Genomic DNA, 22,975 nt, shown 5'->3' with positions numbered 1-22,975 from the left:
CAGGATTTCACGCACCCGGCCCGCGATCCGGTGGAGCTCGTTCGGGCAGATCCACCTGCCCGAACGCTCACGCGGGCGCCGGTCGGTCCGGCGGCGACGGGTCGGGCAGGTTCTTGTGCGCGTCGGTGCGCACGGCCTCCCGGATCTGGTCGATGTTCTCCCGCAGCAGGTCCGAGATCAGCTCGTCGGTGCGCGGGTCCGCCAGCATCTCCAGCACCACCCGCAGCGTGGTGTCGGTGACGGCGCCGACGATCTCGTCGTGGAAGGGCAGCCTGCGGAGCCTGCCCGCCTGGGGGTCGTCGCGGATCTTCTCCAGGACCATGGCGCGGATCTCGGCCCGGTTCTCCTCCAGCGCGCTGGCCATGTTCCGCGCGTAATGGCCGGTGCGCAGCACCGACACGACCTCTTCGAGCACGGCCACGGTCAGCGGTTTCTTGATCACGTCGATCAGCACGCCGCCGAAGCGCGCCATCGCCCGGTGCGCCAACTCCTCCCCCACCGACCGGTCCACGGGCCGGTGGACGCGGGCGAGCTGCACGCCGATCCGCACCACCCGCAGCAGGCGGAACGCGCGCAGCCACAGGTGGGTCAGGGGGATCAGGCCGACGAGGTCGTACCAGTTCACCCACAGGAAGCGACGGCTGAACCCCGTTCGCGCCCACCGCCAGGCGAACTCGACGGCGAACACCGCGCACAGGCCGCGGTCGAGCCAGACGACCAGCCGGGCGGTGTCCGCGGGCGGGTGCCAGAACACCCGGTAGGCCAGCAGGCCGACCGCCACGACCGCGAGCGCCAGCATCAGCCAGTCGTCCAGGCTCACCCGGTGCCGCGGCCGCGGGGCAAGGGAGATGACCATGGGCAGAACCTTTCACGGCACCGGGGCGGAGGCCACTCGCCGGGCCGGTAGCGTCGGGGCGTGGACCAGCCGCGGCGCGTGGAGCGCTCCCCCAAGCACGTGCGCGCCACCCTCGGCGGCGCGTACGTCGTCGACTCCGCCGAGGTGCGGCTGGTGTGGGTGGACCGCCCGTACCCGGCGTACTGGTTCCCCGACGCCGACGTCCGCGCGGACCTGCTGCCCGCGGGGGCGGTGCGGACCTCGCCCGGGTTGCCGGGGCTCGTCGGGGTCGACTGGGGCGCGGTGGACCAGTGGTACGAGGAGGACGAACCGGTGTACGTCCACGCGCGCGACCCGTGCACCCGGGTCGACGTGCTGGCCTCGTCGCGGCACGTCGTGGTCGAGTTGGACGGGGTGCGGCTGGCGGAGAGCGGGCAGCCGAGGGTCCTGTTCGAGACCGGCCTGCCGCCGCGCTTCTACCTGCCCGCGCGGGACGCGCGGCTGGACCTGCTGCGCCCGTCGGCCACCACGACGATGTGCCCGTACAAGGGGACGGCGACGTACCTGGACGCGGTGGTAAACGGCGTCACGCACCGCGATCTCGTGTGGTGCTACCCGGCCCCGTTCGCGGAGAGCCAGAAGATCGCGGGACTGCTCTGCTTCTACCCCGACCGCGCACGACTGGTGGTGGACGGGATCGATCAGTCCACATAGGACGGAGTATGGTTCCCGGTTAACCGACAACCCCCTTGGGCCGTTGGTGTTCACCACGCGGCAGTGGCGGCGGAGCGGTCGCCGCGCGCGTGGCGCGAGGGTAGGATTCGGCCCGGTATGTGACTGGCCTCATCGGCGGGCGGTCGGAACTGGCTCGGGCCCTCCGCGTCCTGGAGAGCGAGGACACCGCCCCCATTCCAGGTTCGAGGACGTGACCGCATGAGCGCACCGGGGTTCGCCCACGAGGCACTGGTCTACCGCGACCCGTCCTCCTTCGTCGACGGCGCGGCGGTTTTCGTGCGCGACGGCCTGCTGGCGGGTGAGTCCGTTTTCGCCGTGCTGCCACCGCACCCCGCCAAGCTGCTGCGCGAGGCGCTGGGCGCGCGGGCCGAGGAGGTCCACTTCCTCGACGTGGTGGAGATCGGTCGCAACCCGGCCCGGCTCATCCCGGCGGTCCGCGCGCAACTGGCCGAGGCGGACGGGCGCGGGGTGCGCGGCATCGGCGAATCGGCCTGGCTGGGCCGCACCGCCGACGAGTTCGCGGAGGTCGCGCTGCACGAGGCCCTGATCAACCTGGCCTTCGCCGACGCCGCGAACCTGACGCTGCGCTGCGCCTTCGACGCGGACGTGCCCCCGTCGGTCATGGCGACCGCGCGCCGCACCCACCCGTGCCTGCTCGGCGGCGCGCACGTCCCCGGCGCGTACGACCCCGAGTACGCGCTGGACCTGTTCACCACCCCGCTGCCCGACCCGGGCGAGGTGAGCGACATGGTCCACTTCTGCCTCGACGACCTGCCCGAACTGCGGGACCTGGTGGCGGTGCGGGCAAGGCAGTTCGGCCTCCCGCGCGGCCGGGCGCTGGACCTGACGCTGGCCACCAACGAGATGGTCACCAACAGCATCTGCCACGGCGGCGAACGCGGCACCCTGCGCCTGTGGACCGAGGGCGAGTCCCTGGTCTGCGAGATCACCGACAGCGGCCACATCACCGACCCCATGGTCGGCCGCGTCGCCCCCCTCCCCTCGGTCCAGGGCGGTCGGGGCGTGTGGCTGGCCAACCAGCTGTGCGACCTGGTGCGCATCCGCTCCACCCCGGCCACGGGGACGATGGTCCGCCTGCACGTCCGCCGATAAGCTGATTTCCCCGCCCGCACAACACGATCTCCACTCGGGCGACGAGTTCATCCCCCTCACGGCAGCAGGCAGACCACCTGTCCCGCCCTCACAAGCCATCCCCGGAAACCGCCGCTTGAGCCCAGCCCCAACCGAACGCAACGCGCCCCTACCCCTCCGGCCATTTCGGCTTCTCCTCAACCACCCCGAAACCACCACAGAAACCCAACCCCGCCCCACGCAACGGTCCCCACCACATCTCAGGCCGTTTCGTTTCCTTCCGAACCACCCCGAAACCGCCGCAGGATCCCCTCCCCCACCGAACGCAACGCGCCCCCGCTATACGCCTTGATTGGGTGGACTTGCTTTGCGTGGGGGGACGAGCCTGCCAAGCTCTACCGCGGGTGGGGTGGGCTTGCCCATCCCACCGCTCTTCCCCACCGCAGGCTCGTAGGGGCCCCGCGTAAAGCAAGTTCACTCAATCGAGGCCCCACATTTTTTCCGCGAACAGCCGGACCGATCAACCCAGCCACGATCCCAACCGGCACCGCGCAGACCACAAGATGATCAACGCACGCCTCCGGCCCCGATATTCACTCTACCGGCGAGCACCGACAGAACCGCGCGAAGACGATCAAGCCTGTGAGGCTTATTCAGCGGCGTAGAAGTAGAGGGCGATAACGGCCGATATGGTGTCGGTGAAAGTGTCGATGGGACGCCGGTAGTCGGTGTGGAGAACACGCCGTCTTTTGAGTTGGGCGATGGCGCGTTCGACCACGACACGGATGGAGTTGTGGTGTCGGTTGAACTCCACTTCCCAGTCGGGTTGTTCTCGGTTTCTGGGTTTTCTGATCGGGGTCAGGATACCGCTACCGATGTAGCCCTTGTCGCCGAGCCAGGTGCTGGGCTCTCGTCCGTCGAGAACCCGCGAGGCGTTCAGGCCGACGATGTCGTTACGGGATCCCGGCCTAGGATCCGACACCCATCTCGGACGTCCGTCCGGCGTGTACGCGACCTGGACGGTGAGCCCGGTCGTGCGGTGTTTCCCGGAGGACAACTCCGGGCGGGAAGCCCATGACCGGCACGGCAGCGGTGTCCCGTCCACTATGGGGGAGTTGCGGTCGTCGAGATCGTCGGCCGCGGGAACGCACTGTTCGAGCACGCCGGCCAACAATGGTGTCACCGCCGCGATCGCCCGACCGAGCGTCGGCTGTGACACCTCGAACGCTTCCGCCAACTCCGCTTGAACCCGATTCCGCCGCAAGTACGCCAACGTGACCACCACGGAGCGGTACAAACCCAGAACCGGCGGCCACCGGCGAACCGACTCCCCGGTCGCTTCGCCGATCAGGGCACATAATTCCTCGACACGGTCCCGAGTGAGGCCGGCGGCATGATACATGGAGGCGGTCCGTTTTCGAGAATAATGTGTGGTAACTGAATTCTCTCAAACGGGCCGCCGCCTCTTACATCGGGGTGATCATCCCGGGGCGTGAATAAGCCTCTGTGGACAACTCCGCACCAACAGAATCCTCCCAGGCGGCAAGGACCAGCACACCTCAGGGATTCAACTGCTGGATAGCCTTCACGATCCGCTTGTCGGAAATCGATCCCGGAGTCCCCAACGTCTGCGCGAAGTAGCTGATCCGCAGTTCCTCGATCATCCACCGCACCGACCTGGTGACCTCCGCATCCCGCGCGCTGGGCCGCAACTGCTCCACCGCCTCGTGGTACGAGTCCTCCAGGTCCTGCACCACGTGCATCCAAGTCCGGTCCCGATCCGGCCGCTCCGGCAACTTGTCCAACCGCCGCTCGATACCGCGCAGGTACCGTTCCACGTCGCCCAGCCGCCGCACACCGGTCGCCGCCACGAATCCCGGGAAGATCAACCCAGCCAGTTGCTCGCGGATGTCCGCCAAGGGCTCCACGAAGATGGGGCCCTTCGTCCGGGAAAGCCGGTTCTGCACGTCGTTCCACGCGATCACGACCTTGCGGACCCGGTCGAGCACCTCGACGGTCGTCTCGTTCAGCCGGGTTCGCACCGCTTCCTTGAGCCGGTCGAAGTCCGCCTCGGTCCACGCGGGCCCGCCCGCCCGCGTGATCAGGAAATCCGCCGCCGCCTCGACGCAATCGGCCAGTAGGGCCGGGACTCCGCCGTGCGGGTTGTGCGACAACGCGAGTTTGGCCTGGTTCGACAGGCTCCGCACCACGTGCTTCACCGGCGACGGGACCATCAGCAGCACCAGCCGCCGGGTTCCCGTCCACATCGCGGCGCGCTGGTCCGGTTCGGTGTCGAGCATCCGGACGGCCACCGACTGGCCCTCGTCGACCAGTGCCGGGTAGGCCGTGACGACCAACCCGTTCTGCTCCGTCCGGGCGACCTTCGGCAGCGTCCCGATCGTCCACGACGTCAGGCCGCGCCGCTCCAGGTCCACCGTCGCCTCGGCGAGCGAGGCCCGCAGCTGCGACTTCAGCTGCTCCTTCAACGCGCCCAGGTCCTTGCCCTGTGCCAGGGTGCGGTCGCCGTCGACGATCTGGAACGTGGTCTTCAGGTGGTCCGGCACGGACTCCAGCTGCCAGGCGTCCCGCGGGATCACCACACCGGTCAGCGCCCGCAGCTCGCGCCCGACCGCGTCCGGCAGCGACTCCTCGGCCTCCTTCAACCGCGCCACAACGGCTTTGGCGAAGTCCGGTACGGGCACGAAGTTGCGGCGCAGCGGCTTCGGCAGCGACCGGATCAGCGCGGTCACCACTTCCTCCCGCTGCCCCGGCACCTGCACCGAGAACCCGTCCCCCGACAGCTGGTTGAGCACCGCGATCGGCACCCGCGCCGTCACGCCGTCGTCGGCGCGGCCCGGTTCGAACCGGTAGCTCAGCGGCAGCGACAACCCCTGCTGCCGCAACGTGTCCGGGAAGTCCTGTTCGCTGATGTCCCGCGCGGTGTCGTTGACCAGCATGGACTTGGAGAAGTTCAGCAGCTCCGGCTGCTCGTGCCGGGTCTTCTTCCACCACGTGTCGAAGTGCCGCCCCGACACGACCTCCGCCGGGATCCGCTCGTCGTAGAAGCGGAACAGCGTCTCGTCGTCGACCATGATGTCGCGCCGCCGGGCGCGGTGCTCCAGCTCCTCCACCTCGCGCAGCAGGGCTCGGTTGTCGCGGAAGAAGTGGTGCCGGGTCTGCCAGTCGCCCTCGACCAGGGCGTGCCGGATGAACAGGTCCCGCGACATCTCCGGGTCGATCCGTCCGTAGTGGACTTTGCGGTCCACGACGATCGGCAGCCCGTAGAGCGTGACCCGCTCGGTCGCCACCACGGACCCCTGCCGCGCCTCCCAGTGCGGCTCGCTGTGGATCCGCTTCACCAGGTGCTCGGCCAGCGGCTCCACCCACTCCGGCTCGATCCGGGCCGCGATCCGCGCCCACAGCCGGGTGGTCTCCACCAGCTCCGCCGCCATCACCCAGCGCGGCGGCTTCTTGAACAGCGCCGAGCCGGGGAACACCGCGAACTTGGCGTTGCGCGCGCCGAAGTAGTCCTTGCCCGCCGGGTCGCGGAAACCGATGTGCGACAGCAGACCCGACAGCAGCGCGATGTGGATGTTGCGCGGGTCGGGCCGCACGTCGTTCGGCGTGATCCCGAGCTGCTTGGCGATCTGACGCAGCTGCGAGTGGATGTCCTGCCACTCGCGGATCCGCAGGTAGTTCAGGAACTCCGCCTTGCACTGGCGGCGGAACCGGTTGCCGGACAGCTCCTTCTGCTGCTCCCGCACGTACTCCCACAGGTTCAGGAAGCTGAGGAAGTCCGAGTCCGGGTCGGCGAACCGGGCGTGCTTCTCCGCCGCCGCCTGCTGCTTCTCCTGCGGCCGCTCGCGCGGGTCCTGGATGGACAGTGCGGCCGCGATCACCATGACCTCGGTGACGCAGCCGTTGCGGTCCGCCTCGATGACCATGCGCGCCAGCCGGGGGTCCACCGGCAGCTGGGCCAGCTTGCGCCCCAACGGTGTCAGCCGCTTGGCCGGGTCCTTCTCGGCCGGGTCGAGCGCGCCCAGTTCCTGCAGCAGCTGCACGCCGTCGGCGATGTGGCGGCGGTCCGGCGGGTCGATGAACGGGAAGTCCGCCATCTCGCCGAGGTCGGCCGCGCTCATCTGCAGGATGACCGACGCCAGGTTCGTGCGCAGGATCTCGGGGTCGGTGAACTCGGGCCGGGACTCGAAATCCGCTTCGCTGTAGAGCCGGACGCAGATACCGTCGGAGGTGCGGCCGCAGCGGCCCTTGCGCTGGTTGGCCGAGGCCTGCGAGACGGGTTCGATCGGCAGCCGCTGGACCTTGAGCCGGTTGCTGTACCGGGAGATCCGCGCGGTACCGGGGTCGACGACGTACTTGATGCCCGGCACCGTCAGCGACGTCTCGGCGACGTTGGTGGCCAGCACGACCCGTCTACCGCTGTGCGCCTGGAAGACCCGGTGCTGCTCGGCGCTGGAGAGCCGCGCGTACAGCGGCAGGATCTCGGTGCCGCGCAGGTTCCGCGCGGACAACGCCTCCGCGGTGTCGCGGATCTCGCGCTCGCCGGAGAGGAACACCAGGACGTCGCCCGGCCCCTCGGCGCACAATTCGTCGACCGCGTCGAGGATGCCCTGGGTCTGGTCGCGGTCCGGGTCGGCGTCGGGGTCCTCCGGGTCGACCAGCGGCCGGTAGCGCACCTCCACCGGGTACGTGCGGCCGGAGACCTCGACGATCGGCGCGTCGCCGAAGTGCCGGGAGAACCGCTCGGGGTCGATGGTCGCCGACGTGATGACGACCTTGAGGTCCGGGCGCCGGGGCAGCAGCCGGGCCAGGTAGCCGAGCAGGAAGTCGATGTTGAGGCTGCGCTCGTGCGCCTCGTCGATGATGATCGTGTCGTAGGCCGACAGCAGCCGGTCGTTCTGGATCTCGGCGAGCAGGATGCCGTCGGTCATCAGCTTGACCAGGGTGCGGTCGCCGACCTGGTCGGTGAACCGGACCTTCCAGCCGACGGTCTCCCCCAGCGGCGTGCCGACCTCCTCGGCGACCCGCTCGGCCACCGTGCGCGCGGCGATCCGGCGCGGCTGGGTGTGCCCGATGAAGCCGCGGATCCCCCGGCCGAGCTCCAGGCAGATCTTGGGCAGCTGGGTCGTCTTCCCGGAGCCGGTCTCACCGGCCACGATGACGACCTGGTGGTCGCGGATCGCCGCGAGGATGTCCTCCCGGCGCTGGCTGACCGGCAGCTCCTCCGGGTACTTGAGCTCGGGCACGGAAGCCCGCCGCGCGTCGACGCGCCGCTTGGCGGCCTCGATCTCCTCGGCGATCTTCTCCCGGGCCGCCTGCCTGCGCTTGGGGTCGCGGGTCTTGCGCAGGCCCTCGAGCCTGCGGCCGAGCCGCTGCTCGTCGCGCAGCGTCAAGTCGGGCAGGGCGGCGCGCAGGTCGGCCGGGCCCGCGCTGGTGTCTGTGCTGCTCATCTCCCTACCAGCGTAGGCAATGCCCCCGGTGCGCTTCATCCCGGTTTCCCCGTGCCCGGTGAGCTGTGCACCTCCACACAACGTTCACACCGGACACCACCGAAACGCACACCGATTGCTTACAGTCACCACCCATGGGGAACAAGCGTCGGGTGCTGGTGGTCGAGGACGAGCAGACCATCGCCGAGTCGGTGGCCGCGCGGTTGCGCGCGGAGGGGTTCGAGGTCGACCTGGCCCACGACGGCCCGTCGGGGGTGGCCGCGGCCGCCGAGCACCGGCCCGACCTGGTGGTCCTCGACGTGATGCTGCCCGGCTTCGACGGCCTGGAGGTGTGCCGCCGGGTGCAGGCGCAGCGCCCGGTGCCGGTGCTCATGCTCACCGCGCGTGACGACGAGACCGACCTGCTGGTCGGCCTGGGCGTCGGCGCCGACGACTACATGACCAAGCCGTTCTCCCCGCGCGAGCTGGTGGCGCGGGTGCACGCGTTGATGCGCCGGGTGGACCGGGCCGCGCACGCCGACCCGGCCGGGGCGCCGCTGGTGGTCGGCGACCTGGAGGTGGACGCGGTGCAGCGCCGGGTCCGCCGGGGCGGCACGCCCGCGCACCTGACCCCGATCGAGTTCGACCTGCTGGCGTACCTGGCGGCCCGGCCGCGCGCGGTGCAGCCCCGCGAGCGGCTGCTGGCCGAGATCTGGGGCTGGGGCGAGGCGGCGGGCACCCGTACCGTCGACAGCCACGTCAAGGCGCTGCGGCGCAAGCTGGGCGCCGACCTGATCCGCACCGTGCACGGTGTCGGCTACGCGCTGGAGGTGCCGGAGTGAGCGGGTTGCGGGCGCGGCTGAGCACCCTGGCCGACTGGCTGCCGCGCCCCCTCGACCCGGTCCGCTCGATCAAGCTGAAGCTGGGCATCCTGCTGGTGTTCTCCGGCAGCGCCGGGCTGTCCTACTTCTGGCTGATGATCGGCTGGATCCCGACGAACACCTCGATCACCGCCATCGTCGGCGCGCTGGTCGTCTCGCAGATCCTGGCGCACGGCATGACCCGGCCGCTGCGCGAGATGACCGCGGCGGCCCGCGCGATGGCCCGCGGCGACTACTCGCGCCGGGTCCGGGTGACCGCCCGAGACGAGGTGGGCGAGCTGGGCCGGGCGTTCAACCAGATGAGCGCCGACCTCGACGCCGCCGACCGGCACCGCCGGGAGCTGATCGCCAACGTCTCGCACGAGCTGCGCACCCCGATCGCGGCGCTGCAGGCGGTGCTGGAGAACGTGGTCGACGGCATCAGCGAGGCCGACCCGGCGACCATGCGCACCGCGCTGGCGCAGACCGAGCGGCTGGGCAGGCTGGTGACCGAACTGCTGGACCTCTCGCGCATCGACGCGGGCGCCCACCAGCTCGACCAGGAGCCGGTCGCGGTCGGGCAGCTGTTCACCGAGGTGGTGGCCGAGGCGAAGGTCAACGCGGTCGCGGCGGGCCGCTCGGCGCGGTTCAGCACCCGGGTCGCGGACAACGCCGAGCTGGTCGTGGCCGACCGGGAGCGGCTGCACCAGGTGCTGGTCAACCTGGTCGACAACGCCGTGCGGCACGGCCCGCCGGACGGCGAGGTCCGGTTGGTCGCCGCCCGCTCGCAGGCCGGGGTGCTGCTGGAGGTCCGCGACGACGGCCCGGGCATCGCGGTGGCCGAGCGCGACCTGGTCTTCCAGCGCTTCACCCGGGGCGAGCGCGCCCGGGGCGGCGGCACGGGGTTGGGCCTGTCCATCGCCCGCTGGGTGGTGGACCTGCACGGCGGCACCATCGCGGTGGTGGACTCGTCCCGCGGCTGCCGCATCCGGATCACGCTGCCCACCTGAGATCTGCGTCGCCCATTGGTGGCACCACGGCCCAGGATCACTACTTTAGGTATGGGTTGTCACTGGGTTGGGGGACGCACGTGGACGAATGGCAGAGTGACCGGCTCGATCTCGACGCGTACCTCGAGCGCATCGGGGTGACCGGGGACCTCCCCGTGTCGCCTGCGACGCTGACGCGGGTCAACCGCGCGCACGCGCTCAGCCTCCCGTTCGAGAACCTGGACGTCGTGCTCGGCCGCGGTGTCGACGTCGACCTCGACGCGATCCAGGCCAAGCTCGTCCGGGGCGGGCGCGGCGGCTACTGCTACGAGCAGAACCTCCTCTACGGCGCCGCCGTGGAGCGGCTCGGGTTCACCGTGACCCGCCTGATCGCCCGCACCGACCTCGACGCGCCCCGGCCCCGGCCGCGCACCCACATGACCCTGCTCGTCCACCTCGACGGCGGGACCTACCTGACCGACGTCGGCTTCGGCAACGACGGCCCGACCGAGCCGGTCCCGCTCGTCGACGGCGCCGAGGTCGTGCAGAGCGGCACCCGCTACCGGGTCACCCGCGAACCCGCGCCGGGCCGGTGGCTGCTCGCCCGCCACCGCGTCGACCACTGGTTCCCGCTCTACCGGTTCACCGACGAGCCCCACCACCAGGTGGACGTCGTGGTCGCCAACCACTTCATCTCCACGCACCCGCGCTCGCCGTTCGTCGGCCGCGTCTACCTCGGGCGGATCACCGACGACTGGCGGCTCAACCTCAACGACCGGGTCCTGACCCTCGTGCGCCCCGACGGCGCCGAGGAGCGCTCGGAGGTCACCGACGCCGAGGTCCCCGCCCTGCTGCGCGAGCGCTTCGGGCTGCGGCTCTCCGCCGAGGACACCGCGAAGATCGTCGCCGCGCTGCCGTGAGCCCCGGACGGGTGGCCTGTCGACGGCCACCCGGACCACACCGCTCAACTACGGTTGCGCCCGTGGCGATCGAAACCGACACCGTCGTGGTGGGGGCAGGGCTGGCGGGGCTGGCCGCGGCGCGGACGTTGCTCGACGCGGGCCGCGAGGTGGTCGTGGTCGAGGCGGACGAGGCCCCGGGCGGGCGGGTCCGCACCGACCGGGTGGACGGGCTGCTGCTCGACCGCGGCTTCCAGGTCTTCAACGCCGCCTACCCGGCCGCCCGGGAGTTGCTGGACATCGACGCGCTGCGCCTGCGGCCGTTCCTGCCCGCGGTGCTGGTCAGCGACCGCGACGGCCTGCACATCGTCGCCGACCCGCGCAGGCTGCCCGCCCGGTTCCGGGAGACGCTCAGGGCGCCGATCGGCTCGCTGCCGCGCAAGGCCATGCTCGGCGCGTACGCCGCCGCCCTGGCCGCTGCCTCCGCCCGCACGCTGCGCGGCCGCGACGACCGCCCGTTCCGCGTCCGCCTGGCCAACTACGGCATCACCGGGCCGGTGCTGGAGCGGTTCGTGCGGCCGCTGCTCTCCGGTGTCTTCCTCGACCCCGACCTGACCGTGCCGAGCCGGTTCGCCGAGTTCGTGGTGCGCAGCCTCGCGCGCGGCGAGATCGGCGTGCCCGCGGGTGGCATGCGGGCCATCCCCGACCAGCTCGCGGCGGGCATGCCCGCGGACTCGGTGCAGTACAGCTACCCGATCCGGGAGGTCGCCCCCGGACGCGTCACCGGCGACTTCGGCACCGTCACCGCCCGGTCGGTGGTCGTCGCCGTCGGCGGGCACGTGGCGGCGTCGCTGCTCGGCGACCGGGTGCCGAACACGCCGACGCGCGGCTGCGTCACGCACTACCACCTGGCCGACTTCCCGCCGGTCGCCGACGGCGCGCTGGTGGTGGACGCGGAGCGGCGCGGGCCCGTGGCCAACTCCGTCGTGCTCACCAACGCCGCCCCGGAGTACGCGCCCCGGGGCGTGCTGGTCTCGTCCACCTCGATCGGCCCGGACGACCCGGGCGAGGAGGCCGTCCGGGCGCACCTGGCGAAGCTGTACCACCAGGACACGAGCGCGTGGCGGCACGTGCGCACCTACCGCGTCCCGCACGCCCTCCCGGTCGCCAACGGGTCGCTGCGCAAGCCGGTGGCCCTGGGCGACGGCATCTACGTGTGCGGCGACCACCGCGACACCCCGTCCATCCAGGGCGCGCTGGTGTCCGGCAGGCGGGCCGCGCGGGCGGTGCTCAGGGACACCGAGTAGCTACCACCAGGGCTTGTCGTCGGACGGGCCGTTCGCGGGCAGCATCACCTCGAACACGCTGCCGCCACCGACCGCGGGGAACGCGGTGATCCGGCCGCCGTGCGCCTCGACGATGCCGCGGGTGATCGCCAGGCCGAGGCCCGCGCTGCCCGCCGTGCGCTGCACCGGCATGTCGAACTGCACGAACGGCTCGAAGATCGCCTCCAGCCGCTCCGGCGGCACGCCCGGCCCCGAGTCGCGCACGGCGATCGTGGCCCACTGCCCCACCAGCTCGCAGCTCACCTCGACGCGCGACCCGGCCGCCGACACCCGCACCGCGTTGGCCAGCAGGTTCGTCAGCACCTGGACCAGCCGGTCGGCGTCGCCGCGCAGGTACGCCTGGTCCGCGCACACCACCTCGATCCGCACCCGGGCCTCCAGCGAGGCGTGCGCGACGGCGGCGACCGTGGACTCGATGACGTCCATGACCGCGATGTCGTCGAGGCGCAGCCGCAGCTGGCCGCGGCGCATCTGCTGCAGGTCGAGCACGTCGGTGGACAGCCGGACCAGGCGCTCGGCGTTGCGGGCCGCGATCTGGACCAGGGGTCGCATGTCGGGGTCGAGTTCGCCGAAGTCGCCGGAGAGGATCATCTCCAGCGAGCTGCTCACCGAGGTCAGCGGGGTGCGCAGCTCGTGGCTGACCATGGACACGAAGTCCCTGCGGGTCGTCTCCCACTGCTGGGCCTGCACGACCGTGCACTCCAGCTCCACCCAGGCGGCCAGGTCGCGCAGGTCCTGGCGGGCGGCGGGGGTGAGCTTGCGCGGCACCCGGTCGACCACGCACAGCGTGCCGACCAGGTGGCCGGAGGGGGCGGCGATGGGCTGGCCCGCGTAGAAGCGGATGTACGGGTCGCCCAGCACGTGCGGGTTGTCGGCGAACCGGGGGTCCTCGGTGGCGTCGAACACCTCCAGCAGGGTGCCCGCAGCGACGGCGTGCGTGCAGAAGGAGACGTCGCGCGGGGTGCTCTCCCCCTCGAGGCCCACGCAGGACTTGAACCACTGCCGGTCCACGTCGACCAGGCTCACCAGCGCGATGGGCACGCCGAGCAGTCTCTGCGCCAGCCGGGTGATGCGGTCGAAGCGCTCCTCGCGCGGTGTGTCGAGCAGCCGCAGCGCGCGCACCGCCGCGAGCCGCTGGATCTCCGAATCCCATCCCACCGTGGTCACCCCCCGAGTATCAGACGGCGCTGACCTGCGGGTTCGGCTCCTGACGGGAGGTACGCCCGATCAGGTGACGATCGACTATGCCTGCCCCGGCCGCGTCGAACAGGCGAACGAGTGTTCTAATTCAGCGGATTCACCAGGCGTCGTGAGAGGGAGTGGATCTTGTCCACCGAGACTGAGAACGAGCAGGCGGAGACCTCGGCGGCCGCCCCGTTGGTCCCCGAGGCCGGGCAGCCCGAGGCGGCCGAGGAGCAGGCCGCGCCACCCGCCAAGAAGCCGAGGGCGCCCCGCACCCAGAGCACCGCGAAGAAGACCCGCACCGTGGAGCTGACCCTCACCGTCACCGGCACCGCCGAGGGCGAGTGGCAGGCCGAGCTCACCCAGGGCGGCAAGCGGCTGCTGCAGGGCCTGACGGTCCCCGCGGCCGCGGTGTCCCGTGCCGCCGCCGAGCTGCACGAGGACATCTCGAAGGCCATCGAGACCGTCCTCGACACCGCGCGCGAGCAGCACCGGGCGCGGATGGAGGAGCTCGAGGCCGAGCTGTCGAAGGTCAAGGCGGCGCTCGCCGAGCTCCAGGAGGGCTGAGCCGCACCCGCGTCGGGGCCGCCGCACCCACTCCCGGGGACGGCGGCCCTCGCGCTGTCCGGCCCCCTGCCGCACCCACTCGCGCCCGCCCTTCGACGCGGCGTTCAGGGCATCGCCCGGCCGCATCCGTCCCCGTTCACCTACTTCGCGTCTCCCCGAACACGGCCTTCACCGCACGCCCACCACCTCAACGCCCCTGACCCACCTTCACCGCGCATGTCGCCCGACCACCGCGCTTCCCCTCTCTGACCGCGCCCGCAGCACTGCCTGCCCCACGCGCACCGCCCACTCCCCACCGCTCCGAGGCGCCACTGCGCCCCGCGCCCTCTCCGCGCCCGTCGGAACCGAGTTGTCCACAGCCTTGATCATCTCCGCGCCGAATCGTCGGTAGCCGCCGGTAGAATCGATTTCGGGGGCCGGAGGCATGCCAAGATCAACCCGCCCGGCCCGCGCAGCTCGCGCCGATCCGAACGGCTCAGCATCCGCGAGCACCACAGCCGGGCTCCGGGGCCGGACGCGCCAACCCGGCTCAGCGGCCCGTGAAGGTGGCCCGGCCCGGTCCGTCTGTCAGGAACGAGGCCACCGCGGCCCGCAGGTCCTCGGTCGCGAACAGGTCAGCCGCGATCCCCGCGACGCGCGCGTTCGCCTCCCCCACCCCGCCCGCCTCGAAGTGCCGGATCACCCGCTTGGTCGCCGCGTGCGCCCGCGTCGGCCCCTCGGCCAGCAGCGTCGCGTACGACAGCGCCACCGCGGCGAACCCGTCCTCCGGCAGCACCTCGTTGACCACGTTCCACCCCGCCAGGGTGTCCGCGTCGTACTTGTCGCCGGTCAGCACCAGTTCCTTCGCCCGCCCCACCCCGGCCCGGGCCGCCAGCCGCTGGGTGCCGCCCATCGTGGGGGTGAGGCCGATGACGCGCTCCACCAGCCCGAACCGGGCCTGCCGGGCGGCCAGGATCAGGTCGCAGGCCAGCGCCACCTCGAACGCCCAGGTCAGGCACAGGCCGTGCGCGGCGAACACGGTCGGGCAGTCCAGCGCCGCGATCCGGTTCGGCAGCTCGATCATGGTGTCGAACAGCGCCCGCGCCGCCTCGACCGACCCCGAGCCGCGAACAGCGCCACGTCGACCCCGCCGCTTACGACCTTGCCCTCGGCCCGGACCAGCACCGCGCGCGGCGGGTCCGCCTCGACGGCGTCGAGGGCACGGGCGAAGTCCTCGTGCAGCTCGGCGGTGTAGAGGTTCAGCGACGGCGCGTCGACGGTCAGCACCGCCACCCCGCCCACCCGGTCCACCCGCACCTCGGTCACGGCCACTCCCCTCGTCGGTCCCGGGGCATGGGTACCACCTCGGCGGCATCTACAGTGATGGGGTTTCACCGACCAGGGGGCAGTGCGGCATGACAGCGGTTCAGGACACGGCGGCGGACCAGGACGAGGAGTACGGGCCCGGGATCGACCCCGAGCGCATGCGTGCCTGTCTGGCGGTGTTGGCCGAGGTCAACGACCTGCCCACCGAGCACCCCGACGCCGTCGCCGTGCGCCGGGCCACAGCGGGCATCTACAAGTCCGTGCGGCAGCGGCGCAAGGCGGCGAAGAGGGCGGCGGTCACCGCGGCCGACGAGGCCGTCACGGCCGCCACCGCGACCGGGGCGCCGAACCGCATCGACGACGAGACCCAGGGCATCCCGCTGGTCTCGGCCACCCCCGGCGCCAGCGCGGGCACGCTGCTGCGCGCCCGCTCCTGCTACACCTGCAAGCAGCGCTACCACGTCGTCGACGCCTTCTACCACCAGCTCTGCCCGCCGTGCGCGGAGCTGAACCGCTCCCGCCGCGACGCGCGCACGGACCTGACCGGGCGCCGCGCCCTGCTCACCGGGGGTCGGGCCAAGATCGGCATGTACATCGCGCTGCGGCTGCTGCGCGACGGCGCGCACACCACGATCACCACCCGGTTCCCGCGCGACGCCGTGCGCCGGTTCGCCGCGATGCCCGACTCCGCCGACTGGCTGCACCGGCTGCGGGTCGTCGGCATCGACCTGCGCGACCCGGCGCAGGTCGTGGAGCTGGCCGACGCGGTGGCCGCGCAGGGGCCGCTGGACATCCTGATCAACAACGCGGCGCAGACCGTGCGGCGGTCGCCCGGTGCGTACGCGCCGCTGGCCGACGCCGAGGCGGCGCCGCTGCCGCCCGGGCCGCTGCCGGAGGTGCTCACGCTCGGCCGCGCCAGCGCCGCGCACCCGGCTGCCCTGGTGGGCGCGGTGGAGGCGCACACGCACGACGTGCACCCGCTGACGGCGCTCGCGCTGACCGCCGGGTCGGCCAGCCCGGCGCGGATCGCGGACAACACGGCGATCGACGCGGGCGGGCTGGTGCCGGACCTGCACCCGGTGAACAGCTGGACGCAGCGCGTGCACGAGGTGGACGCGATGGAGCTGCTGGAGGTGCAGCTCTGCAACCAGACCGCGCCGTTCATCCTGGTGAGCAGGCTGCGCCCGGCGCTGGCCGCGGCCGCGGCGCGGCGCAAGTACGTGGTCAACGTCTCGGCGATGGAGGGCCAGTTCGGCCGCGCCTACAAGGGCCCCGGCCACCCGCACACCAACATGGCCAAGGCCGCGCTGAACATGCTGACCCGCACCAGCGCTGAGGAGATGCTCTCCGCCGACGGCATCCTGATGACCGCCGTGGACACCGGCTGGATCACCGACGAGCGTCCACACCCGACGAAGATGCGGTTGGCCGACGAGGGGTTCCACGCCCCGCTGGACCTGGTCGACGGCGCGGCGCGGGTGTACGACCCGATCGTGCGCGGCGAAGCCGGTGAGGACATCCGCGGCTGCTTCCTCAAGGACTACGCGCCCGCCGCCTGGTGATCTCGGCGACGACCACAAGCAGCAACCTTCCCCCTGGCCCCGCGTCTCTGTGCGTGAGAGAAACAGCTAACGGGGACGGGTGGGGACAATGCGGGCGAATGTGGTCAAGGGGCTGTTATTGGGCGCGGTTCTGGCCGTGGGGGCGGTCGGCTGCACGACGGTGCGCACCGCGGACGCGAGTGGCGACCCGAACACGACCAAATCGCCGTCGACGGTGACGGAAACCGTTACCGCGCAACCGTCCGCGGGCGGTGACACCGCAGAAGCCAACGCGAGCAACAAATCCACGCACCGCACCACGGCGACGACCACTACTACGACGCGCAAGAACAACACGGACACCACTACGACCACGACCAAGCCCGCGTCCACGGGCGCGAAGGTCGTGAGCCTCACCGTGGTGAAGAAGCCCGCGTGCCCGGTCCAGGCGAGCCCGGGGGCGCCGTTCTCGTCGCCCGGCGCGCCGGTGGTGATCGCGTGGAAGGTGACCGGTGCCGAGGGGGCGGCGGTCTCGGTCGACAGCCCGTCGATGTACGGCTCGTACGGCAGCGACTATCCGGCCTCGGGTCAGCTGGAGCTGTCGTTCCCGTGCGAGACCACGCCCGGCAAGACCACCCACACCTACACCGTGTGGCCCAAGGGGGTGCACGGGGTGTCGCAGAGCATCAGCGTCAGCGCGACCAACAACACGCCAGCGTGACCACTCTCCACAGTGGATCCCGCGATCGGGTGGCCGGGGCGCGCGTGAAGTCGGCGAGAACGGGTACCTCACCGGTGAGAACGAGCGGGAGGTCGGTGGTCAACGTGCGCAAGTACTTCCTGGAGGGCTTCCTCGCCATCGCGGGCGCCGCCGCGTGCGCGGCCGTGGCCACCCACATGTCGGCCACCCTGTGGACGGTCATGGCCGCCCTGCTGGGCGGGGTGGGGGTCGCCTGCTTCGCCGCCAGCCTCCGCCCCCGCGTCCCCACCACTACGGCGACCGACGACCACGACAAGCCCCACCGCAGGCACCGCCCGCGAAGGCTGGGCACCCGTGGCGCCTTCGGCTCCAGCCCCACCACCAACACCGCCCCCACGCCGCGCGCGACCCGCTGACGCGCTCAGGCCTGGCGGTCCCACTTCTCGGCGACGAGGGTGATGAAGTCCGCCGACGCGGCCGCGTCGAGCGCGGCGCGGTCGGCCGCCTCCAGGGTGTCCCGGATCCCCCCGATGACCCGGCTGTGCCAGGACGCCAGTCCGAAGGTCAGGTGCTCGAACTGGGTCACCGGGGTGGCGGCCCGGAACTCCAGGTAGGTGAACGCGCCGTCGAGCAGCGGCGTGTAGCCGCTGTCGCGGGTCAGGACCCGGATGGTGATGTTGTCGCGCGCGGCCAGGGCGACCACGTGCCTGGCCTGCGCGGCCATCGCGGCGGCGGGCACGACGGGGCGCTCGAACACCGTCCAGTACAGGTACGCGGTGTACGGCGTCGGCCCGTCCGCGCCGGTGATCACCGACTGGCGCCCCAACCTGGCCCGCACGCAGGCGTCGAGGTCGTCCTTGGTGGTCAGCACGGCGCGGGCGTAGTCGGCGGTCTGCAACAGCCTCGGCAGGACCAGCGGGCAGCCGTCGACGATCCGCGTGGCGACCCGCTCTTGGGCCAGGAACTCCGGGAACCACTCGTCCCCGCGCCGCTTCGACACGACGAAGCGGTCGTCGGGCGGGTCCGTGGTGATTCCGCGGGGTTCTTCCAGCACGGCTGTCGACCGTAGTCCGGCAGGAGGGTGGGGCAATAGCGCGCTCGGCTGACGCCGCGGTCACCCGAGGTGATCACGCCTGGTCCGGGCGAACCTCAGCGGGGCAGCTTGACCACGGTCACGAAGAACTCGTCGATCTTGCGGATGATCTCGATGAAGCGGTCGAAGTCGACCGGCTTGGTCACGTACGCGTTGGCGTGCAGCTCGTAGCTGCGCAGGATGTCCTCCTCCGCCTCCGAGGTGGTCAGCACGACCACCGGGATCAGCCGCAGCTCGGCGTCGGCCTTGATCTCGGCCAGGACCTGCCTGCCGTCGAAGCGGGGCAGGTTGAGGTCGAGCAGGATCAGGTCGGGGCGGGGGGCGTCGGCGTACTGGCCCTCGCGGCGCAGGAACTGCACGGCCTGCTCGCCGTCGCGCACCACGTGCAGCTGGTTGCGGATCTTGTAGTGCTCGAACGCCTCCCGCGTCATCAGCACGTCGCCGTCGTCGTCCTCGACCAGCAGGACGTCGATGACCTTGATGTCGGTGGGTCCGGTCATGTCTCGACTCTCTCGCGTTCGGTTTCGGCCAGGGTAGCCGGGGTCATGACCGGCAGGGTGAACCGGAACCGGGTGCCCGCCGCGTCCGGCTCCGGGTCCAGCCAGATCCGGCCGCCGTGGTAATCGATGATCTTGCGGCACATGGCCAGGCCGATGCCCGTGCCGGGGTAGGCGTCCTTGCCGTGCAGCCGCTGGAAGATGACGAACACGCGCTCGGCGAACTCGGGTTCGATGCCGATGCCGTTGTCGGTCACGGTGAACAGCCAGGTGTCGCCGTCGCGCTCGGACTCGACGCGCACCCGCGGCGGTTCGGCGCCGCGGAACTTGATGGCGTTGCCGATCAGGTTCTGGAACACCGCGGTCAGCAGCGGCGCCTCGGCCAGCACGGTCGGCAGCTCTCCCACCTCGACCTCCGCGCCCGCGTCGGTGATCGCCTCGGCGAGGTTGGCGCGGGCCTGCGCGACCAGGTCGGCGATGCGCACCGGCTCCCGGTCGCGGGCGTGCCTGCCGACCCGGCTGAACGCCAGCAGGTCGTTGATCAGCACCTGCATCCGCTTCGCGCCGTCCACCGCGAAGCCGATGTACTGGTCGGCGCGCTCGTCGAGCTGCCCCTTGTAGCGGCGCTCCAGCAGCTGGCAGAAGCTGGCGACCTTGCGCAGCGGCTCCTGCAGGTCGTGCGAGGCGACGTAGGCGAACTGCTCCAGCTCGCCGTTGGACCGCTTCAGGTCCTCGGTGCGCGCGTCCAGTTCGGCGTTGATCTGCCGCTGCACGGACACCTCGTCGAGGATCCGGCGGCGCATCGAGTCCACGTCGCCCGCCAGCTCGGTGACCTCGTGCGGGCCGGTCACCCGCAGCTCGTGCTGGAAGTCTCCGTCGGCGACCCGCCGCACGCCGCGGGCCAGGCCTGCCAGCGGGCCCGCGACCGCGGCCCGCAGCACGATCGTGACCAGCACGAACACCAGCAGCAGCACCACCGCGATGGCCACGCACACCCACACCAGGGTGTTCGCCGACGAGGCGAGGTCGGCCCGCCCGGCCTCCCGCGCCGCGTCCAGCTGGGCCTGCAGCCCGGCCACGGCCTCGCGCACCGCGTCGAAGCGCAGCTTGCCGTCCTCGGTGCCCGCCGCGTCCAGCGCCCCGGTGGCCTGGATGCGGGCGATCGTCGGCTGGGCGTAGTCCGCGCGCCACCGCTGCGCCTCGGTCTCGATGGCGGCGATCCGGTCCAGCAGGTCTGTGCGGGTCACGATGATCTGGCGCAACCGGCCGATCGCCGCGCCCTGCCGGTCGACGCCGGAGGTGTACGGCGCCAGGAACTCGGGGTTGGCGGTGAGGGCGTACCCGCGCAGCCCGGTCTCCTGGTCGACCAGGGCCGTGTCGAGCCGCAGCGCCTCCTGCACGGCCGGGTCGATCCGGTCGACGATGGTCGTGCGGGCGTCGGAGAGCCCCGCGATGGCCAGCGAGCCCGCCACCACCGCGCCCGCGAACACCGCGACGAGGAGCCCGACGGCCAGCGTCAGCCAGCGGCGCAGCGGCCAGCGCGCGCCGCGACGACTGCGGGACCAGCGGGGGGCGACCTCGTCAGGCATTCGGACCTTCCGGTAGGCGGGTGAGCAGCATGGCGGCGACGTCGTCGGTCAGGTCGCCCGCGTTGAGGTCGACGACCTCGCGGATCAGGTCGTCGAGGACCGTGGCGCGCCAGTCGGGGTGGTGCCCGGCGAGGGTGCCGACCAGGTCGGCGAGCCGGGTCGGGCCCAGCCGCTCGGCGGAGCGGTCGAGCCTGCCCTCGATCAGGCCGTCGGTGTAGAGCAGGACCGACCACGACTCGCCGAGCTCGACGGTGGCGGCGGGCCAGTCGGCCTTGCCGGTGACCCCGAGCGGCACGCCGACGGGCGCGGACAGCAGCCCGGCGGCGCGGTCGGCGGTGACCAGCACCGGCGGCGGGTGCCCGGCCAGCCGCAGCCGGGCGGTGCGGCGGTCGGGGGCGACCGAGAGCATGCAGACGGTGGCGAACAGGCCGTCGAGGTGGCGTTCGTGCGCGAGGATGCGCTGCATGGTGAACAGCACCTCCTCGACCGGGCGCTGCGCCAGCACCATGGCGCGCCAGGCCACGCGCAGGTGGACGCCGAGCGCGGCCTCGTCGGGGCCGTGGCCGCAGACGTCGCCGATGACCGCGTGCACGGTGCCGTCGTCGGCCTCGACCAGGTCGTAGAAGTCGCCGCCGAGCAGCATCCGCTGCCTGCCGGGCTGGTAGGCGAAGTCGCGGGCCAGGCGCGGGTCCGAGAGCACCGGTTTGGGCAGCAGGCCGCGTTCGAGGCGGGCCTTCTCCTTGGCGTACAGCCGCTCCTCGTGCAGCTGCCGCTGGATCTCCTCGGTGCGCGCGCGTTCCACGGCGTAGCGGATGACCCGGCTCAGCAGGTCGCCGTCGACCTGCCCCTTGACCAGGTAGTCCTGAGCGCCCGCGGCGACCGCGGCCACGCCCTGCTGCTCGTCGGCGAGGCCGGTGAGCACCACCACGGCCACGTCTCCCGCGGCCTGCTCCAGCCTGCGCAGCGCCTGCAACCCGGAGGCGTCGGGCAGGCCGAGGTCGAGCAGCACGCAGTCCTGCCCGGCCAGCAGCGGCTGGGCCTCCCCCAGGCTGTGCGCCCTGGTCAGCTGGATCGGCGCGGACACCTCGGCGAGCAACTCCTCGACGAGCAGGGCGTCACCCGCGTCGTCCTCGACCAGCAGGACGCGCACCACGTCCTGCGATGCCACGACAGCATCCATGCACACCTGCTCCATCGCGCTCACCGGCGGGAATTCAGTCGCCAGATCGTAGCCGTGGCGCGGTCGGCGGGCTTGACCAACTCGCGGGCCCGGGGGCCTTGGTCACAGGACCGCGCTGTAGGCGTTGATCGCGGGCTGTCCGCCCAGGTGGACGTACAGGACGGTGGCGTCGGCCGGGATCTCACGGGTCGAGACGAGGTCGACCAGGGCGGCCAGCGACTTGCCCTCGTACACCGGGTCGGTGATCATCGCCTCGGTCCGCGCGCCGAGCCGGATGGCGGAGAGCGTCTCCTCGTCGGGGACGCCGTAGGCGCCCGCGTGGTAGCGCTCGTCGACCACGATCTCGTCCTCGTCCAGCGCCCGCTCGACGCCGAGCAGCGCGGCCGTGCGCCGGGCGACGCGGGCGACCACGGCGCGGCTGTCGGCGGGCTTGCCGGTGATGTCGACGCCGATGACGCGCCGCCGCTCCCCCAGCGCGGCGAACCCGGCGACCATCCCGGCCTGGGTGCTGCCGGACCCGGTGGCGGCGACGATCGTGTCGAACCGGACACCGAGCTCGCGCTCCTGGGCCACCAGCTCCTCGGCCCAGCGGGCGAACCCGAGCCCGCCGAGCGGGTGGTCCGAGGCGCCCGCGGGGATCGGGTACGGCTTGCCGCCGCGCAGGTCGAGTTCGGTGAGCACCTGCAGGAAGCTCTCCTTGGCGTCCAGCCCGAACTCCCCGCGCACGTCCCGCGCCTCGGCCCCGAGCAGCCGCGTGAGCTGCGGGTTGCCGACCCGGTCGTAGACGGAGTCCGGCCAGTCCACCCAGGACTCGCGCACCACGACGCACCGCAACCCGAGCCGCGCGGCGACGGCGGCGACCGCGCGGGTGTGGTTGGACTGCACGCCGCCGACGGACACCAGCGTGTCGCAGCCGGTGGCGACGGCCTCGGCGGCGAGGTACTCCAGCTTGCGCACCTTGTTGCCGCCGAAGGCCAACCCGGAGTTGCAGTCCTCGCGCTTGGCCCACACGGCCGCCCCGCCCAGGTGCTCGCTCAGCCGCGCGAGCGGGTGCACGGGGGACGGCCCGAAGGTCAGGGGTATCCGCGCGTGGTCGACAAGGGCCATGGGTGTGCCTC

General features: G+C 72.0%; 19 protein-coding genes and 1 pseudogene. 10 read left to right on the top strand and 10 right to left on the bottom strand.

The window, feature by feature from the left end; translation table 11 throughout:
• Positions 1-67: 67 nt before the first annotated feature.
• Entirely contained in the window at positions 68-856 is a 789-nt protein-coding gene (locus CLV40_RS00965) for an ion transporter (RefSeq protein ID WP_104475957.1), read from the bottom strand.
• Between the two features lie 60 nt (positions 857-916).
• Between CLV40_RS00965 and CLV40_RS00960 the strand changes: the two genes are divergently transcribed.
• Positions 917-1,549 carry a DUF427 domain-containing protein gene (locus CLV40_RS00960; RefSeq protein WP_104475955.1) on the top strand — a complete coding sequence of 211 codons (633 nt, stop codon included), beginning with the start codon at positions 917-919 and terminating at the stop codon, positions 1,547-1,549.
• A gap of 219 nt (positions 1,550-1,768) precedes the next feature.
• Positions 1,769-2,683 (top strand): sensor histidine kinase, encoded by a 915-nt coding sequence (locus tag CLV40_RS00955; RefSeq protein ID WP_104475953.1) that lies wholly within the window; start codon positions 1,769-1,771, stop codon positions 2,681-2,683.
• A 628-nt stretch (positions 2,684-3,311) separates the two neighbouring features.
• On the opposite strand, the gene CLV40_RS00950 is transcribed toward CLV40_RS00955, so the two are convergent.
• Together CLV40_RS00950 and hrpA are read right to left on the bottom strand one after the other, a co-directional pair.
• Complete coding sequence (locus tag CLV40_RS00950) at positions 3,312-3,944, bottom strand: transposase (RefSeq protein WP_245930918.1); 633 nt, start codon at positions 3,942-3,944, stop codon at positions 3,312-3,314.
• A 277-nt stretch (positions 3,945-4,221) separates the two neighbouring features.
• Positions 4,222-8,130, bottom strand: a complete 3,909-nt coding sequence (gene hrpA, locus CLV40_RS00945; RefSeq protein ID WP_104475951.1) for an ATP-dependent RNA helicase HrpA — start codon at positions 8,128-8,130, stop codon at positions 4,222-4,224.
• A gap of 134 nt (positions 8,131-8,264) precedes the next feature.
• Here hrpA and CLV40_RS00940 point away from each other — a divergent pair, with 134 nt between their 5' ends.
• From CLV40_RS00940 to CLV40_RS00925, 4 genes are all read left to right on the top strand, one after another.
• A complete protein-coding gene (locus CLV40_RS00940) occupies positions 8,265-8,951 on the top strand; it encodes a response regulator transcription factor (RefSeq protein WP_181043251.1) in 687 nt (228 codons plus the stop codon).
• 5 nt (positions 8,952-8,956) lie between these two features.
• Positions 8,957-9,979, top strand: coding sequence for a HAMP domain-containing sensor histidine kinase (locus CLV40_RS00935; protein ID WP_104476718.1), 1,023 nt, complete (start codon positions 8,957-8,959; stop codon positions 9,977-9,979).
• Positions 9,980-10,059: 80 nt separating this feature from the next.
• Positions 10,060-10,878 (top strand): arylamine N-acetyltransferase family protein, encoded by an 819-nt coding sequence (locus CLV40_RS00930; protein ID WP_181043250.1) that lies wholly within the window; start codon positions 10,060-10,062, stop codon positions 10,876-10,878.
• 62 nt (positions 10,879-10,940) lie between these two features.
• Complete coding sequence (locus CLV40_RS00925; protein WP_181043249.1) at positions 10,941-12,164, top strand: NAD(P)/FAD-dependent oxidoreductase; 1,224 nt, start codon at positions 10,941-10,943, stop codon at positions 12,162-12,164.
• Here CLV40_RS00925 and CLV40_RS00920 read toward each other — a convergent pair whose 3' ends face one another.
• Positions 12,165-13,370 (bottom strand): GAF domain-containing sensor histidine kinase, encoded by a 1,206-nt coding sequence (locus tag CLV40_RS00920; protein ID WP_104475947.1) that lies wholly within the window; start codon positions 13,368-13,370, stop codon positions 12,165-12,167. It lies immediately after the preceding gene.
• Between the two features lie 159 nt (positions 13,371-13,529).
• Between CLV40_RS00920 and CLV40_RS00915 the strand changes: the two genes are divergently transcribed.
• Complete coding sequence (locus CLV40_RS00915) at positions 13,530-13,952, top strand: DUF6319 family protein (RefSeq protein WP_104475945.1); 423 nt, start codon at positions 13,530-13,532, stop codon at positions 13,950-13,952.
• Between the two features lie 529 nt (positions 13,953-14,481).
• On the opposite strand, the pseudogene CLV40_RS00910 reads toward CLV40_RS00915, so the two are convergent.
• Positions 14,482-15,263: pseudogene (locus CLV40_RS00910) on the bottom strand (enoyl-CoA hydratase/isomerase family protein).
• 83 nt (positions 15,264-15,346) lie between these two features.
• On the opposite strand from CLV40_RS00910, the gene CLV40_RS00905 reads away from it, so the two are divergent.
• From CLV40_RS00905 to CLV40_RS00895, 3 genes are all read left to right on the top strand, one after another.
• Positions 15,347-16,819, top strand: coding sequence for an SDR family NAD(P)-dependent oxidoreductase (locus CLV40_RS00905; RefSeq protein ID WP_104475943.1), 1,473 nt, complete (start codon positions 15,347-15,349; stop codon positions 16,817-16,819).
• 88 nt (positions 16,820-16,907) lie between these two features.
• Positions 16,908-17,519, top strand: a complete 612-nt coding sequence (locus tag CLV40_RS00900; protein WP_146107870.1) for a hypothetical protein — start codon at positions 16,908-16,910, stop codon at positions 17,517-17,519.
• Between the two features lie 95 nt (positions 17,520-17,614).
• Positions 17,615-17,914: a hypothetical protein gene (locus CLV40_RS00895; protein WP_104475940.1), complete on the top strand. Its 300-nt coding sequence runs from the start codon at positions 17,615-17,617 to the stop codon at positions 17,912-17,914.
• Between the two features lie 5 nt (positions 17,915-17,919).
• On the opposite strand, the gene CLV40_RS00890 is transcribed toward CLV40_RS00895, so the two are convergent.
• The 5 genes from CLV40_RS00890 to CLV40_RS00870 all read right to left on the bottom strand — a co-directional run bounded on the left by CLV40_RS00890 (position 17,920) and on the right by CLV40_RS00870 (position 22,964).
• Positions 17,920-18,552 carry a DUF5753 domain-containing protein gene (locus tag CLV40_RS00890; protein WP_104475939.1) on the bottom strand — a complete coding sequence of 211 codons (633 nt, stop codon included), beginning with the start codon at positions 18,550-18,552 and terminating at the stop codon, positions 17,920-17,922.
• 95 nt (positions 18,553-18,647) lie between these two features.
• Positions 18,648-19,091 (bottom strand): response regulator, encoded by a 444-nt coding sequence (locus CLV40_RS00885; protein WP_104475938.1) that lies wholly within the window; start codon positions 19,089-19,091, stop codon positions 18,648-18,650.
• Complete coding sequence (locus tag CLV40_RS00880; RefSeq protein WP_104475936.1) at positions 19,088-20,677, bottom strand: sensor histidine kinase; 1,590 nt, start codon at positions 20,675-20,677, stop codon at positions 19,088-19,090. Before CLV40_RS00880 ends, CLV40_RS00885 begins: the two co-directional genes overlap by 4 nt.
• Positions 20,670-21,845, bottom strand: a complete 1,176-nt coding sequence (locus tag CLV40_RS00875) for a PP2C family protein-serine/threonine phosphatase (protein ID WP_104475934.1) — start codon at positions 21,843-21,845, stop codon at positions 20,670-20,672. The genes CLV40_RS00880 and CLV40_RS00875 overlap by 8 nt, the downstream gene beginning before the upstream one ends.
• A 114-nt stretch (positions 21,846-21,959) precedes the next feature.
• Positions 21,960-22,964 (bottom strand): 1-aminocyclopropane-1-carboxylate deaminase, encoded by a 1,005-nt coding sequence (locus tag CLV40_RS00870; RefSeq protein WP_104475933.1) that lies wholly within the window; start codon positions 22,962-22,964, stop codon positions 21,960-21,962.
• Positions 22,965-22,975: the final 11 nt, after the last annotated feature.

The sequence above is a fragment of the Actinokineospora auranticolor genome (assembly GCF_002934265.1).
Taxonomy (GTDB): domain Bacteria; phylum Actinomycetota; class Actinomycetes; order Mycobacteriales; family Pseudonocardiaceae; genus Actinokineospora; species Actinokineospora auranticolor.
This window is presented reverse-complemented; position numbering and strand designations above follow the sequence as displayed.